We start from the raw sequence: 13,624 nt of genomic DNA on the forward strand, positions 1-13,624 counted from the left end.
AATGGTTCAATTAGAAATTGATTTTATAGATGAAACAAATGAAGTGACTAAAGAACAGCAATCTGATATAAAAGGTTTACTAGAGTGTGCACTTGAATATGAGGGTGTAACGGGTGAAGTTGAAATTGCAGTTTCATTTGTAGATGATGAAAGAATTCATGAAATTAATAAAGAGTATCGTGAGAAAGACCGTGCTACTGATGTTATTTCATTTCCAATGGAAGAATTAGGAGAAGGCGAAATTGAAATCATTGGAGTTGACTTACCACGTACCTTAGGTGATATTGTCATTTCGATTCCTACTACTAAGAGACAAGCTGAGGAATATGGTCATTCGTTCCGCCGTGAATTAGGTTTTTTAGCAGTTCACGGATGTTTACATTTACTTGGTTATGATCATATGAATGAAGCCGATGAGAAAGTGATGTTTACAAAACAAAAAGAAATATTAGAAAAATATGGCCTTGAAAGACTCTAAAAAAAGAGCGCCATTATTTAAATCTTTTGGTTTTGCATTTAGTGGTATTTTTAAAGTCATAAAGGATGAAAGAAATATAAAAATCCACTTATTTGCAGCACTCATTTCAATCGGCCTTGCGTTTTATTTACATATTAGTCGAATAGATTGGTTAATCCTTTTGCTTATTATTACAATTGTTATTTCGCTAGAGCTTGTAAATTCTTCAATTGAAGCAGTTGTAGATTTAGCTTCACCTAATAAACATCCTTTAGCAAAAAAAGCGAAGGATGTTGCAGCTGGTGCGGTGTTAGTCGCTGCAATCGTTTCAATCATTATAGGTGCTTTGCTATTTTTTCCGTATTTTACTATACTACGTTAATAAGACCCCACTTGCGTGTTCGGGCTTATAATAGGAGGCTACATAAATGGATAAACAACAACTTATAAATGAAGCGATAAAAGCAAGGGTAAACGCGTATGTACCATATTCGAAATTTCAAGTTGGTGCAGCATTGCTTACAAGGGATGGTCAAGTTATTCGTGGTTGTAACATAGAAAATGCATCATATGGTCTAACGAATTGTGCAGAACGAACAGCATTATTCAAAGCATATTCAGATGGCATTACGGAGTTTTCAGCAGTGGCGGTAGTCGCTGATACCGAAGGACCTGTTGCTCCCTGTGGAGCATGCCGTCAAGTTTTATTTGAACTTAGTGGTCCAGATACAGTCGTATATTTATCAAACTTAAACGGAGCAATTCAAGAAACAACAGTAAAAGAATTATTGCCAGGAGCATTTACATCGGAGGATTTGAATGAATAAAGAAAGTTATAAATCAGGTTTTGTCTCAATTATAGGTAGACCAAATGTAGGGAAAAGTACATTCCTAAATCGAGTAATTGGTCAAAAAATAGCTATAATGAGTGATAAGCCTCAAACTACTCGTAATAAAATTCAAGGCGTTTTTACAGAAGATGATGCACAAATTGTCTTTATAGATACGCCAGGAATCCATAAACCAAAACACAAACTTGGTGATTTTATGGTAAAGGTAGCTCAAGAATCAATTAAGGATGTTGACGCTACGTTATTTATGGTAAATGCCAATGAAGGATTTGGTCGCGGAGATGAATTCATTATTGAGAAGCTGCAAGGAAGTCGTAGTCCAGTAATTTTAGTCATTAATAAAATTGATACAATTCATCCTGATCAGTTATTTGAATTAATCAATAAATACAAAGATTTATTCCAATTTGCTGAAATTGTTCCAATCTCAGCATTACAAGGGAATAATGTCGATCGCTTATTAAAAGTTATTAAAACTTATTTACCAGAAGGTCCGCAATATTATCCTGCAAATCAAGTAACAGATCATCCTGAAAGATTTATCATTTCAGAATTAATAAGAGAAAAAGTATTGCATTTGACTAGAGAAGAGGTTCCACATTCAATAGCTGTTATTATTGAGCAAATTGAAAGAAGACCAGAAGGAAATGCAATATACGTGAATGCAACAATTGTCGTTGAAAGATCCTCCCAAAAAGGAATTATTATCGGTAAGCAAGGTAGCATGTTAAAAGAGGTTGGCAAGCGTGCCCGTTTAGATATAGAAAACTTACTTGATACAAAAGTATTCTTAGAGTTATGGGTTAAGGTTCAAAAAGATTGGCGTAACCGTATGTCTCAATTAAGAGATTTAGGTTTCCGTGAGGATGAGTATTAAGAGACAAAATTCAAGGGATTGTGGCTTAAAATCAGGGGTCTAGTTATATCACCATTTGTTCAAAAAAGCCCATCATATTTCTTTTGATTTTGCAAGCTTTTTATTTGTTATTTTAATAAATTTTATACACATGAAATTCGGGAGAGAAGGTCACATTATAAGTAAGCAGGGAAAGTAATTGGCTATAGGTAATGAGCAATGAGTCGTAGCTATTCTTGAAAGGTGGTTTCTCAATGTTGAATTTTACCTGGGATGTCTTTTCTAAAACTGGAAATGTTGAGACATATTTATTGTTTAAGCAGCTTGAACAGGAACATGTGGATCAGAAAAGTTACATTGATGAAGAAATAGCTGATATTGATTCCCTACATACTTAACCTTCATCCAATTGGATGGTGAGTTAAATGTTACAGCGTGTAGAAGGAATTGTATTAAGGGCAAACGCATATGGAGAATCAAATGTTATTATTACTCTCTTAACAAGAGAATTAGGTAAGATAGGAGTTGTGGCAAGAGGAGCAAAGAAGACGAATAGTCGACTTGCTTCTGTTACACAACTCTTTACATATGGGTCGTTTTTAATTCAAAAAGGATCTGGTTTAGGTACATTAAGTCAAGGAGAACTGATTGATTCATTTCGTGAATTAAGAAGCGATTTAGTTGCAACTGCGTATGCTTCGATTGTTGTAGAACTTACAGATAAAGCGGTAGAAGAGAAAAAAAATAATCCGTATTTATTTGAATTGGTCCTTCAATTACTACAGCACATGAATGAAGGTGCAGACGCTGAAGTTTTGACTTATTTATTTATGACGAAAATGATACCTGTATTAGGATATCACCCATTTTTTGATCAATGTGTGAATTGTAGATGTAGTGCAAATGAAAATATATTTGTAGCCTTTTCAGTTAAAGAAGGTGGGTTCTTATGTCAGCGTTGTAAACATACTGATCCATATGCTTTTTCAGTTACTGAAAAGTCGGTTAAGTTAATGAGATTATTTTATCATTTTGATGTAAATCGACTTGGCAAAATTGAAGTTAGTGAAGCAACAAAGAAAAACTTACAACAAATTTTATTTTCTTATTATGATGAATATAGTGGAATCTATTTAAAGTCACGCAAGTTTTTAGAACAATTAAAAAATATGGATAATTTTCTGAAAACTAATAAAAATTCAGAAACCTAAGGAAGGAAATAGGCTACCTATTTCCTTCTTTCTTTTTTAAATTGTAAAAATAGTATATAATATTTATTAGAGAGTATAACATATTGGATAGTTAGGGGTGAGGGAAATAGAACTGACAAAGAGACAAACTCAAATACTTGAAATTGTAAAAAATAATGGACCAATTACAGGTGAACATATAGCTGATAAGCTAGCACTTACAAGAGCTACGCTTCGCCCGGATTTAGCTATTCTTACAATGACTGGTTTTTTAGAGGCAAGACCACGAGTAGGATATTATTACACAGGAAGAACAAGCGGTGCACAGGTTATAGACAGAATTAAAAAATTGACTGTAAAGGAATTTCAGGCGATTCCTGTTGTAGTAGATCGAAGTTCATCAGTGTATGATGCGATAGTTACAATGTTTCTTGAGGATGTAGGAACGTTATTTGTTGTTGATCAAAATTCGGTTTTAACAGGAGTACTTTCGAGAAAAGACTTACTCCGTGCAAGTATAGGAAATAAAGATTTGCATACATTACCCGTAGATATTATTATGACGAGGATGCCAAACATTACAATTTGCTATAAAGATGATACAATTTATAATGTAGCTAAGAGTTTAATTGAAAAACAAATTGATGCTGTCCCTGTTGTTCGTGAAAGTGAGCATGGACTTGAGGTAATTGGTCGATTTACAAAAACAAATTTTACTCGTGCGATTGTAGACTTAATGAACAATGATATGTTTTAGTAAAGTTAAGAGGTGAACATATGGGCAATTCAATCGTTTATGTTGTATCAGATTCTGTTGGTGAAACAGCAGAGCATGTCGTAAAGGCGGCTATTAGTCAATTTCATCAAAAATTCGAGATTAGACGTGTACCATACGTTGAAGATAATGCAACATTAATTGAAATAGTTCAAGTAGCAAAAGAAAATAATGGTATTATTGTATTTACATTAGTAAAACCTGATATGAGAAAGAAATTATTAGAGGAAGCGCAAAATGCTGGTGTAATCGTATATGACTTAATCGGTCCATTAATCGATAAAATTTCAACGATTCATAAACTTGAACCTAGAAATGAACCTGGTGTTGTTCGCAAACTAGATGAAGATTATTTCCAACGTATAGAGGCAATTGAATTTGCGGTTAAATATGATGATGGAAGAGACCCAAGAGGTATTGAAAAAGCTGATATAGTCTTAATCGGTGTGTCTAGAACATCAAAGACTCCTTTATCACAATATCTTGCTCATAAAGGATTTAAAGTTGCCAACGTGCCTTTAGTTCCAGAAGTAGATCCACCAGAACAACTACTTAAAGTTCCAAAAGAAAAGTGTATTGGGCTAATGATTTCTCCAGAAAAATTAAACCATATTCGAAAAGAAAGATTAATTTCATTAGGACTTCACGACGGAGCTAGTTATGCTAATATTTCAAGAATTGAAGAAGAGCTAAAACATTTCAATAATGTTGTTAAACAAATTGGCTGTAAAGTTGTAGATGTTTCAAGTAAGGCAGTAGAAGAATCCGCAAATGTAATATTAAATTATTATTACCAAAATAAGCAGATTAGATAATTTTTTTGAAATTAAAAATGATGATCGAACTTTTTAGACTGACACATTAGAGTAATCTAATGTGTTTTCAACTTTTTAAATAGGAATTTCAATAAATTAGCAAAGTTGAAATTCTTTAGTACTTATTGCTAGATTTCCTAATTAAAATAGATTATAATAAAAAATTGTATGAAATGAACTAATAATAGGTTTAACTTTTTATACTTACGAATAAACTATGAATATGTGCTTCCTAGTTTATTGAAGATGGAAATAAAACTACATAAATCGATACATGTTTTGAAGGAATTACAAAAGACGTGTAGAAATTAATCATAAGCGATAAATAAATGGGTTTAATGAAAGCCAGAACTAGCAGTTGGATGCAATGCTTATGAACTACTGTTTAGCACTTCTTTTTTAGATAATTATTAATTCATATATGACTTATAAAGTGAATTAACTTAAGTTTAAATATATGGAAATATTTTTGTCGAATCATGAAGGAATACAGTGAGTTTTATCGAATAAAATAGTATATGGAGCTGTCAGTATGGGAAACAGAATTCCCGATGAACTTGTCGAGCAGGTTCGTCAGTCAGTTGACATAGTTGATGTAGTAAGTGAGTATGTTCCTCTGAAAAAACAAGGAAGAAATTATTTTGGACTTTGTCCTTTTCATGGAGAAAGCACACCATCTTTTTCTGTGTCTCCTGAAAAACAAATTTTTCATTGTTTTGGATGCGGTGCTGGAGGAAATGCGATTTCTTTCATTATGCAGCTTGAAGGACTTAACTTTCAAGAATCTGTCCATCAGCTTGCAAAAAAGACAAATATCACTTTACCTTCAGATACAGTTGACACAGTCAAGAATCCACAAGCTACTGAGCAAGGCATTATGCTTGAAGCTCATGAGTTTGTCAAAAAGTACTATCATCATCTATTAGTTAACACAACAGAAGGTAAGCAGGCATTAGAATACCTACTTAACAGAGGAATTTCTAAAGAGGAAATAAAGCATTTTGAGCTTGGCGTTGCTTTAGATTCTTGGGATGCTGTTACTAAGGTGTTAGAAAAACGTGGCTATCCAATGCCAATCATGGAGAAAGCTGGTCTAGTTGTTCGAAGTGAACGGGATGGTAATTACTATGATCGATTTAGAAATCGATTAATTTTTCCAATTCATAACCATCAAGGAAAAATTGTTGCATTCAGTGGAAGAATAATGGGTGAAGGGTCACCAAAATATTTAAATAGTCCTGAATCTTCAATTTTCCATAAAGGAAAATTATTATATCAATTTTACCAAGCAAAGAATGTCATACGAAAGCAAAATCGGGCAATCTTGATGGAAGGTTTCGTAGATGTCATTTCTGCGTTTAGAGCTGGTGTCCATGATGCAGTTGCAACCATGGGAACTTCATTGACAGAGGATCAAGCGAAAGTCTTGAAAACAACTGTTGATCAAATTATTATATGCTATGATTCAGATCAGGCTGGTATTAACGCAACTGAAAAAGCAGCTAAAATTCTTCAAAAAGAAGGATTTACAATTAAAGTTGCACAAATGCCTGATGGCTTAGATCCCGATGAATATATAAGAAAATTTGGTCCAGAAAAATTTAATACCTCTATTATTGAAGCTAGTGTATCATTAATGAGTTTTAAAATGCAATATCATCGAAAAGGAAAAAATCTTTTAGATGAAACTGTTAAATTTCAGTATATAAAAGAAATGCTACAAGAAATTGCTAAGCTAAGTCAACTGATCGAACAAGATTATTACTTAAATCAACTCTCAAAAGAGTTTACTATCTCGATTGAAGTACTTAAGAAGGAATTTGGACAATATAGTAATCAGGCAAATCGTATATCTAATGTAACAGAAGTAAAAACTGATATCAAACGCGATATTACTACTAAGACACTTCTTCCTGCACATGTTAGAGCTGAACAACTACTTTTAGCTCATATGTTAAATAGCAGTGACGTGGCTGAAAAAGTAAGACAGCAATATCAGGGTCTATTCTACAATAATGATTATTCCGAGATTATAATCCATCTTTATGCTTATTATGAAGAGGGCAATGAGTCTAACATTAGTAAATTTATGAATTACCTTCCTTCAAAAAGGTTACTTGAAGTAGTTTCAAAAATTGTCAATTTACAGATAGCACCTGAACTAACAGAGCGAGAGTTAAAGGATTATTTAGATGCATTAAACAACTATGATAAACAACAACGTATACGTGAAAAAGAAATAGATCTGAAAAAAGCTGAACGTGAAGGAGATTTTGTAAAAGCTGCAACGATTCTCCAACAAATCACACAGCTAAGATCTAGTATGAAATATGTTAAATGATTCGCGAACTTTTCGAAGGAGGGGAACAGATGGCTGATAAATCGGCTCGTTCTAAAGATACGGAAACAGAAGTAACACTTGATCAAGTAAAAGCATTATTAATTGAAAATGGTAAAAAACGTGGTGTAATTACATATGAAGAAATTGCAGATCGTTTAAACGGATTTGAAATTGATTCAGATCAACTTGAAGAATTTTATGAGCAACTAGGTGAACAAGGTATTGATATTGTTGGTGATGCTGATGATGAACCTAGAGGAACTCAATTAGAGAAGGAAGAAGAATTTGACTTAAATGATTTAAGTGTTCCTCCTGGAGTAAAAATTAATGACCCAGTACGTATGTACCTTAAAGAAATTGGCCGAGTTGATTTACTTTCTGGACAAGATGAAATCAATTTAGCGAAACGTATTGAAGAAGGCGATGAGGAAGCTAAACGACGCCTAGCGGAAGCGAACTTACGATTAGTAGTAAGTATTGCAAAACGTTATGTAGGACGCGGTATGCTTTTCCTAGACCTTATTCAAGAAGGTAATATGGGATTAATCAAAGCCGTTGAAAAGTTTGATTATCGTAAAGGTTATAAATTTAGTACATATGCTACTTGGTGGATTCGTCAAGCGATTACTCGTGCAATTGCTGACCAAGCAAGAACGATCCGTATTCCAGTTCATATGGTGGAAACAATTAACAAATTAATTCGTGTTCAACGTCAATTGCTTCAAGATCTAGGTCGCGAGCCATCTCCTGAAGAAATTGGTGAAGAAATGGATTTACCACCAGAAAAGGTTAGAGAAATCCTTAAAATTGCTCAAGAGCCAGTTTCATTAGAAACACCAATTGGTGAAGAAGATGATTCACACTTAGGTGATTTCATTGAAGATTCTGAAGCAACCTCTCCAGCTGAGCATGCAGCTTATGAAATGCTAAAAGAGCAATTAGAAGATGTTCTTGATACATTAACAGATCGTGAAGAAAATGTTTTACGTTTACGATTTGGATTAGATGATGGACGTACTCGTACTTTAGAAGAAGTTGGTAAAGTATTTGGAGTTACACGTGAGCGTATTCGTCAAATTGAAGCAAAAGCTCTACGTAAATTACGTCATCCAAGCCGCAGCAAACGTCTAAAAGATTTCTTAGAATAGGATGTTTAAAAAGAGTTTATCCTTTATTGGGTAAACTTTTTTACTTATATTAAAAATGAAAACGTTTTAATTAGTAAATAAGTCACGATAAAAGTTTTGTCAAAATATATCGAATGTCCGTACTAAATAAATAACTGTAGTGCTATGCTACATACTGTAATACTGAACTGGATGACCAAAGATAGTGATGGAAACTAGATTCTCTTAGAACAATATTAAAATGATCTTTTAACAATTTATTCTGAAGACGAATCAAAGGATAATTTAAGCAAAAATGGTTATTATAAATTATGGAGACGCTAGTAGTAATTCCATCATTTTATACAATTGGATACCTATTTACTTTATTTTACAGAATTGTCTTTAAATTTGCAAATACTCATTTTCCCTACTTTTTTAATAAATTTTATAATTAGTTCAATACTACTAAATATAAAATAAATGTTTTGAAGACATATTACCTATATCGTATTAGCAATTATTTTATTAGAGTTTCATAATAGAATGGGATGAATCTTTTGCTTAAGCTTTTTTGTGAAAATGATTAAAATCAAATTAAAAGTTTAATGGGTGATGATTGTTTTAAATGGTTTCTTAAAAAAACTTACTTATTTCATTTATCAAGAGGTGAGTTTATACAAATATAATTTGCAATTATGCTATATCGAATTTAATTCTTTATAGTAGGAAGGTTTATTTAATTTTGAAATCGTTTAACAATTTTTAAATTTATCCAATATAATACTTTTTTTATTGTTTTTAATCGTATACAATAATAATGTTATAGTAATTAATTTTATTTTTTTAAGGGGTTACATAAGGGGGATCATAATGAAACGAAATCCATTAATTCCTTTTGCTCTAATTGCAGCACTAGGAATCGCAGTCATGCTAATTATTTCATTAAAAGGAGCAAAACAGGCTGATGAAATTGCTAACGGTGATAAAAAACCGGCGCAAACAGCATCAACTAAGCCAGATGAAATATATGCTCAAACATGTGTTAGCTGTCATGGTGATCAATTACAAGGGGTTGTAGGACCAAACTTAACTAAAGTAGGTTCAAAATACTCAGAAGATCAAATCAAAGACATTCTTAAAAACGGTAAAGAAGGCGGAATGCCAGCTGGTTTACTACAAGGACCACAATTGGATGCTGTTGCTAAATGGTTATCTGAGAAAAAATAAACAAGCATATAAAATGACCTCTTCGATTGAAGGGGTCATTTCACTGTTTGGTCAAAGTACAAAAATTTGATTTTCAGACTGATTGAAAACGCTTGTCTTTCGAGGCGCGAAGGTCGAAGAGGAGCGGAGTTACCTAAGACGGTAATGAGCACCGCAAGCGGCCGAAGCAACAAAGAAAGCGAGCGTTTGGCAATCAGTCTGAAATGACCTCTTCGTTAAGAAGGGGTCATTTTGGTTTCTAGACTACTATAGTGTAAAATGATGATATGAAAATAAAATGAAATGGTGATTTTGTTATGAATGAAGTTAATTTATCAAAGCGTTTAAAAAGAGTATTTGATTACATACCAGAGGGCACAAAATTAGCTGATATTGGATCAGATCATGCTTATTTACCTTGTTATGCAGTTTTAAATAAAAGATGTACCTCAGCAATTGTTGGGGAAATTACTGAAGGTCCATATAATTCAGCACGTTCTACAATTCGTCAAAGTGGGCTAGAAGGAATTGTAGAAGCAAGAATGGGAGACGGATTGGAGGTTTTAGTACCAAACGAAGTAGATGTCATAACAATAGCTGGAATGGGTGGTTCTTTGATTTCTAGCATATTAGAAAATGGTAAAGAAAAACTTCAAGGTGTTGAAACATTAGTGTTGCAACCAAACATTGGTGCACATCAAATTAGAAATTGGCTTGATAAAGAAGGATATTCTCTTGTGGAAGAAGATATATTAGAAGAGGATGGAAAAATCTATGAAATTCTAGTATCTTCTAAATCGAATCCAAATAGTGCTTACAGTGAAAAGAAAGATATGGAACTATTTATAGGTCCCTACTTATTAAAAAACAAAAATGATGCATTTAAGAAGAAATGGGAACATGAAAAAAATAATTTTGAAAGAATCTTAACTCAACTTGAATCTGCAAAACAAACAGAGGAATCAGTTCAGAAAATTAAAGAAGTCGAACAGAAACTTGAGTGGATAAAAGAGGTGCTTTCATGAAATCGGTAAATGGTTTTCAGGTAGTACAACATTTTGAAGAACTATTCCCTAAGCATTTAGCTGAGGAAGGTGATCCAAATGGTCTTCAAATAGGTACATTATCAAAACAAGTGTCAAAGGTATTAATCGCATTAGACGTCACAAAAGAGGTGGTAGAAGAGGCAATTTCAATAGGAGCGAACCTAATTATTGCTCACCATCCTATTATTTATCGTCCTTTAAAAAAGATTGATACAGACAGTGAACCGGGTAAAATTGTTGAACTTTGTATTAAACATGATATCGCTGTTTTTGCAGCACATACAAATGTTGATATTGCAGAAATCGGTGTGAGTGATTTTTTAGCCGAAGCTTTACAATTAGAAAATACGAGTGTTCTCGCTCCTACATATGTAGAAAAATTAATTAAGTTAGTTGTATTTGTACCGAAAACTCATGCAGAAATTGTATTAAATGCAATTTGTGATGCTGGGGCAGGTCATATTGGTGATTACAGCCATTGTAGCTTTAGTTCGAATGGAACAGGGACATTTATGCCGTTAGAGGGGACAACACCTTTTATTGGGCAACAGGGTCAATTAGAAGAAGTTGATGAGGTAAAGCTCGAAACAGTTGTTCCCCAATTAAAATTAAAACAAATTCTAAAAGTCATGCAAAAAGCTCATCCGTATGAAGAAGTAGCATATGATACACACATACTAGAAAATGAAGGCAAAACATTTGGGATTGGAAGAATCGGAAGCCTTAAAGAAGAAATTTCATTAGAAGAATTTGCGCATTATGTGAAAGAAAAATTAGATTTACAAGGTGTAAGAGTGGTAGGGAACTTAAGAGATCGAGTAAAAAAAGTTGCAATTGTAGGTGGAGATGGAAATAAGTTTGCCTATCATGCAAAAAGAAATGGTGCAGATGTTTATTTAAGTGGTGATATATATTACCACGTGGCACAGGATTGGAAAATGCTTAATTTAAATATAGTTGATGCAGGTCACAATATTGAAAAAGTAATGAAATTAGGTGTTAAACGTCTTTTAGATAATAAATTAAAAGAAAAAAACATGGCTTGTGAAATTATCGCTTCAACGATCCACACTGATCCATTTACATTTATTTAAAAGTTTTTTTTACAAATAAACAAATAGGACTTCTGGGTTAAAAATCCAGAAGTCCTATTTGTTTAGTCTTTTATTCTAACTTTAGGTAGTATTTTACTTAATTCTACTCCTGATTTTGTATCCCAAGTGCTTTCATCGTTTGGATCATATTTCTCTAAAAATGCGATAACCTCACGAGTTATCGGTGTTGGAGTAGAAGCTCCAGACGTAACTGCTACAGTCTCAACGCCCTCTAACCATTTTAATTGAAGTTCAGTAATATCTGAAATACGAAATGCCTTTGTTCCTGCAATTTCATGCGAAACTTGAGCAAGTCTATTTGAGTTATTACTCATCGGGTCACCTACGACAATTGTTAAATCTGCTTGGCTTGCTTGATCTGCAATCGCTTCTTGACGTACTTGAGTTGCCATACAAATTTCTTTATGAACATGAGCAGTCGGATACTTTTTAATTGCGTATTGAATTAATTCTACTACGTCCCATTGGCTCATAGTTGTTTGGTTTGTAATGATAATTTTATCAGTAGGAATTTCTAATGCATCAATATCAGATTTATTTTGAATTAGGTGAACAATCGAAGGGGCGATTCCAACTGCGCCCTCTGGTTCCGGATGTCCTTTTTTACCAATATAAATAAAGTGATAGCCTTCAGCCATTCGTTCTTTAATTAAATCATGTGTTTTCGTTACATCTGGACATGTCGCATCAATCGTCGTAAGCCCTTTTTTAATTGCTTTTGATTTTACTTCTGGAGAAACTCCGTGAGCTGTAAAAATAACAGTACCTTTTTCAATCTTATCTAGGATATCTAATCTGCTTGGACCATCTAAAGTAATGATCCCTTCTTCTTCAAATGCGTCTGTAACATGTTTATTATGAACAATCATACCAAGTATGTAAATTGGTCTTGGTAGTGATGGATCTTTAGCTGCATTTCTAGCAATGACCATTGCATCTACAACTCCGTAGCAATAGCCTCGTGGGGTAACTTTAATAACTTTCATGGAGTAGCCCCTCCTTTATAATATTGTTGTCATTTTTTATTATAAAGGAGGAAGATACTACTATACAAAGAAAAAGAAAATTTACATAAACAATTTTGGTTTTGGATTTACGTTTGATGCAGTTTCTTCAATATTATGAGATGGTTCTACTTCTTCTGACTTAATAGGAGCTTTTTTTCTTTTTTTTGTTTTTGTTTCTTGTGTTTGCTCTACATCAATGATTCCATTAGCCTCATTTTTACTTTTTTTTGTATCAATCGGGTCATCGGTATTTACTGCTTTAAATATTTTATAGATTGAAGGGAAATTTTTAATAGCAGGAGCGTATTGTTGAATCATTGGCGTGACTTGTTGTGCTGCTTGAACAGCTTTTTGCATACTACCGATGACACCTGTAATAGAAGTGTCTCCTCCCATTAAACGCGAGAAAAATCCTGGACTGGCATCATCATCTTTTTCGGGTGGTTGCCCAGTCATTGGGTACTGATTTTGTGATCCTTGTTGCTGAAAATTACCACTGCCCTGTGCCTGCATTACTGGCTGATTTTGAAAAGGAACAGGTTGTAAAATTTTATTTTGGCTTATATATTGTTGATGTGCGTTTAACTGCGGTTGATATGCAATTGGTTGATGATAATGACCTTGTTGCCCAATAATTTGTTGGACTGGTGGATAAAACTGTTGTTGATGTTGCTGATAAGGTTGCTGCGGTGTTTGAGGATATGGATATCTTTGATCAAAATTTGGTCTTGCACCGTATGGATTTTGTAAATTTTGATAAGGCTGTTGATAACTATTATAAAAATTTGGACCGTTCATCGGAAAAGGCTGTTTATTTTTTTTCTTAAACTTATCAAGTAATCCCAATATAATACCT

The 13,624-nt window shown here is 33.3% G+C and carries 15 protein-coding genes; 13 read left to right on the forward strand and 2 right to left on the reverse strand.

Annotated features, from left to right (window positions below; genetic code table 11):
• Position 1: 1 nt before the first annotated feature.
• The 13 genes from ybeY to EP747_RS02700 all read left to right on the forward strand — a co-directional run bounded on the left by ybeY (position 2) and on the right by EP747_RS02700 (position 11,740).
• Positions 2-478 (forward strand): rRNA maturation RNase YbeY, encoded by a 477-nt coding sequence (gene ybeY / locus EP747_RS02640; protein ID WP_025671608.1) that lies wholly within the window; start codon positions 2-4, stop codon positions 476-478.
• Positions 459-839, forward strand: coding sequence for a diacylglycerol kinase family protein (locus EP747_RS02645; RefSeq protein WP_129688407.1), 381 nt, complete (start codon positions 459-461; stop codon positions 837-839). The genes ybeY and EP747_RS02645 overlap by 20 nt, the downstream gene beginning before the upstream one ends.
• 46 nt (positions 840-885) lie before the next feature.
• A complete protein-coding gene (locus EP747_RS02650; RefSeq protein WP_129688408.1) occupies positions 886-1,284 on the forward strand; it encodes a cytidine deaminase in 399 nt (132 codons plus the stop codon).
• A complete protein-coding gene (gene era / locus EP747_RS02655) occupies positions 1,277-2,185 on the forward strand; it encodes a GTPase Era (protein WP_129688409.1) in 909 nt (302 codons plus the stop codon). The genes EP747_RS02650 and era overlap by 8 nt, the downstream gene beginning before the upstream one ends.
• Before the next feature lie 233 nt (positions 2,186-2,418).
• Positions 2,419-2,562, forward strand: a complete 144-nt coding sequence (locus EP747_RS02660) for a YqzL family protein (RefSeq protein ID WP_069034173.1) — start codon at positions 2,419-2,421, stop codon at positions 2,560-2,562.
• A gap of 27 nt (positions 2,563-2,589) precedes the next feature.
• A complete protein-coding gene (gene recO / locus EP747_RS02665) occupies positions 2,590-3,375 on the forward strand; it encodes a DNA repair protein RecO (RefSeq protein WP_097974253.1) in 786 nt (261 codons plus the stop codon).
• A 97-nt stretch (positions 3,376-3,472) separates the two neighbouring features.
• Positions 3,473-4,111, forward strand: coding sequence for a helix-turn-helix transcriptional regulator (locus EP747_RS02670; protein WP_098844945.1), 639 nt, complete (start codon positions 3,473-3,475; stop codon positions 4,109-4,111).
• Between the two features lie 20 nt (positions 4,112-4,131).
• Positions 4,132-4,944: a pyruvate, water dikinase regulatory protein gene (locus EP747_RS02675; protein ID WP_129688410.1), complete on the forward strand. Its 813-nt coding sequence runs from the start codon at positions 4,132-4,134 to the stop codon at positions 4,942-4,944.
• A gap of 532 nt (positions 4,945-5,476) precedes the next feature.
• On the forward strand, positions 5,477-7,285 hold the full coding sequence (gene dnaG, locus EP747_RS02680) for a DNA primase (protein ID WP_129688411.1): 1,809 nt from the start codon (positions 5,477-5,479) through the stop codon (positions 7,283-7,285).
• Positions 7,286-7,314: 29 nt separating this feature from the next.
• Positions 7,315-8,433 (forward strand): RNA polymerase sigma factor RpoD, encoded by a 1,119-nt coding sequence (rpoD, locus tag EP747_RS02685; protein WP_069034168.1) that lies wholly within the window; start codon positions 7,315-7,317, stop codon positions 8,431-8,433.
• 831 nt (positions 8,434-9,264) lie between these two features.
• A complete protein-coding gene (gene cccA / locus EP747_RS02690; RefSeq protein WP_129688412.1) occupies positions 9,265-9,621 on the forward strand; it encodes a cytochrome c550 in 357 nt (118 codons plus the stop codon).
• A 296-nt stretch (positions 9,622-9,917) separates the two neighbouring features.
• Complete coding sequence (locus EP747_RS02695) at positions 9,918-10,625, forward strand: tRNA (adenine(22)-N(1))-methyltransferase (protein WP_129688413.1); 708 nt, start codon at positions 9,918-9,920, stop codon at positions 10,623-10,625.
• The gene (locus EP747_RS02700) at positions 10,622-11,740 is read left to right on the forward strand and encodes a Nif3-like dinuclear metal center hexameric protein (protein WP_129688414.1); all 1,119 of its coding nucleotides are present in this window, start codon (positions 10,622-10,624) and stop codon (positions 11,738-11,740) included. The genes EP747_RS02695 and EP747_RS02700 overlap by 4 nt, the downstream gene beginning before the upstream one ends.
• A 62-nt stretch (positions 11,741-11,802) precedes the next feature.
• Here EP747_RS02700 and EP747_RS02705 read toward each other — a convergent pair whose 3' ends face one another.
• Positions 11,803-12,747: a 4-hydroxy-3-methylbut-2-enyl diphosphate reductase gene (locus EP747_RS02705; protein ID WP_129688415.1), complete on the reverse strand. Its 945-nt coding sequence runs from the start codon at positions 12,745-12,747 to the stop codon at positions 11,803-11,805.
• An 81-nt stretch (positions 12,748-12,828) separates the two neighbouring features.
• The gene (gene vrrA / locus EP747_RS02710; protein WP_129688416.1) at positions 12,829-13,614 is read right to left on the reverse strand and encodes a VrrA/YqfQ family protein; all 786 of its coding nucleotides are present in this window, start codon (positions 13,612-13,614) and stop codon (positions 12,829-12,831) included.
• Positions 13,615-13,624: the final 10 nt, after the last annotated feature.

The organism is Gottfriedia acidiceleris (genome assembly GCF_004138285.1).
Lineage (GTDB): Bacteria > Bacillota > Bacilli > Bacillales > Bacillaceae_G > Gottfriedia > Gottfriedia acidiceleris_A.

Bases quoted from the DNA above. Each gene is read 5' to 3' on its own strand.
- ybeY (WP_025671608.1), top strand. From the start codon at position 2: ATGGTTCAATTAGAAATTGATTTTATAGATGAAACAAATGAAGTGACT.
- EP747_RS02645 (WP_129688407.1), top strand. From the start codon at position 459: ATGGCCTTGAAAGACTCTAAAAAAAGAGCGCCATTATTTAAATCTTTT.
- EP747_RS02650 (WP_129688408.1), top strand. From the start codon at position 886: ATGGATAAACAACAACTTATAAATGAAGCGATAAAAGCAAGGGTAAAC.
- era (WP_129688409.1), top strand. From the start codon at position 1,277: ATGAATAAAGAAAGTTATAAATCAGGTTTTGTCTCAATTATAGGTAGA.
- EP747_RS02660 (WP_069034173.1), top strand. From the start codon at position 2,419: ATGTTGAATTTTACCTGGGATGTCTTTTCTAAAACTGGAAATGTTGAG.
- recO (WP_097974253.1), top strand. From the start codon at position 2,590: ATGTTACAGCGTGTAGAAGGAATTGTATTAAGGGCAAACGCATATGGA.
- EP747_RS02675 (WP_129688410.1), top strand. From the start codon at position 4,132: ATGGGCAATTCAATCGTTTATGTTGTATCAGATTCTGTTGGTGAAACA.
- dnaG (WP_129688411.1), top strand. From the start codon at position 5,477: ATGGGAAACAGAATTCCCGATGAACTTGTCGAGCAGGTTCGTCAGTCA.
- rpoD (WP_069034168.1), top strand. From the start codon at position 7,315: ATGGCTGATAAATCGGCTCGTTCTAAAGATACGGAAACAGAAGTAACA.
- cccA (WP_129688412.1), top strand. From the start codon at position 9,265: ATGAAACGAAATCCATTAATTCCTTTTGCTCTAATTGCAGCACTAGGA.
- EP747_RS02695 (WP_129688413.1), top strand. From the start codon at position 9,918: ATGAATGAAGTTAATTTATCAAAGCGTTTAAAAAGAGTATTTGATTAC.
- EP747_RS02700 (WP_129688414.1), top strand. From the start codon at position 10,622: ATGAAATCGGTAAATGGTTTTCAGGTAGTACAACATTTTGAAGAACTA.
- EP747_RS02705 (WP_129688415.1), bottom strand. From the start codon at position 12,747: ATGAAAGTTATTAAAGTTACCCCACGAGGCTATTGCTACGGAGTTGTA.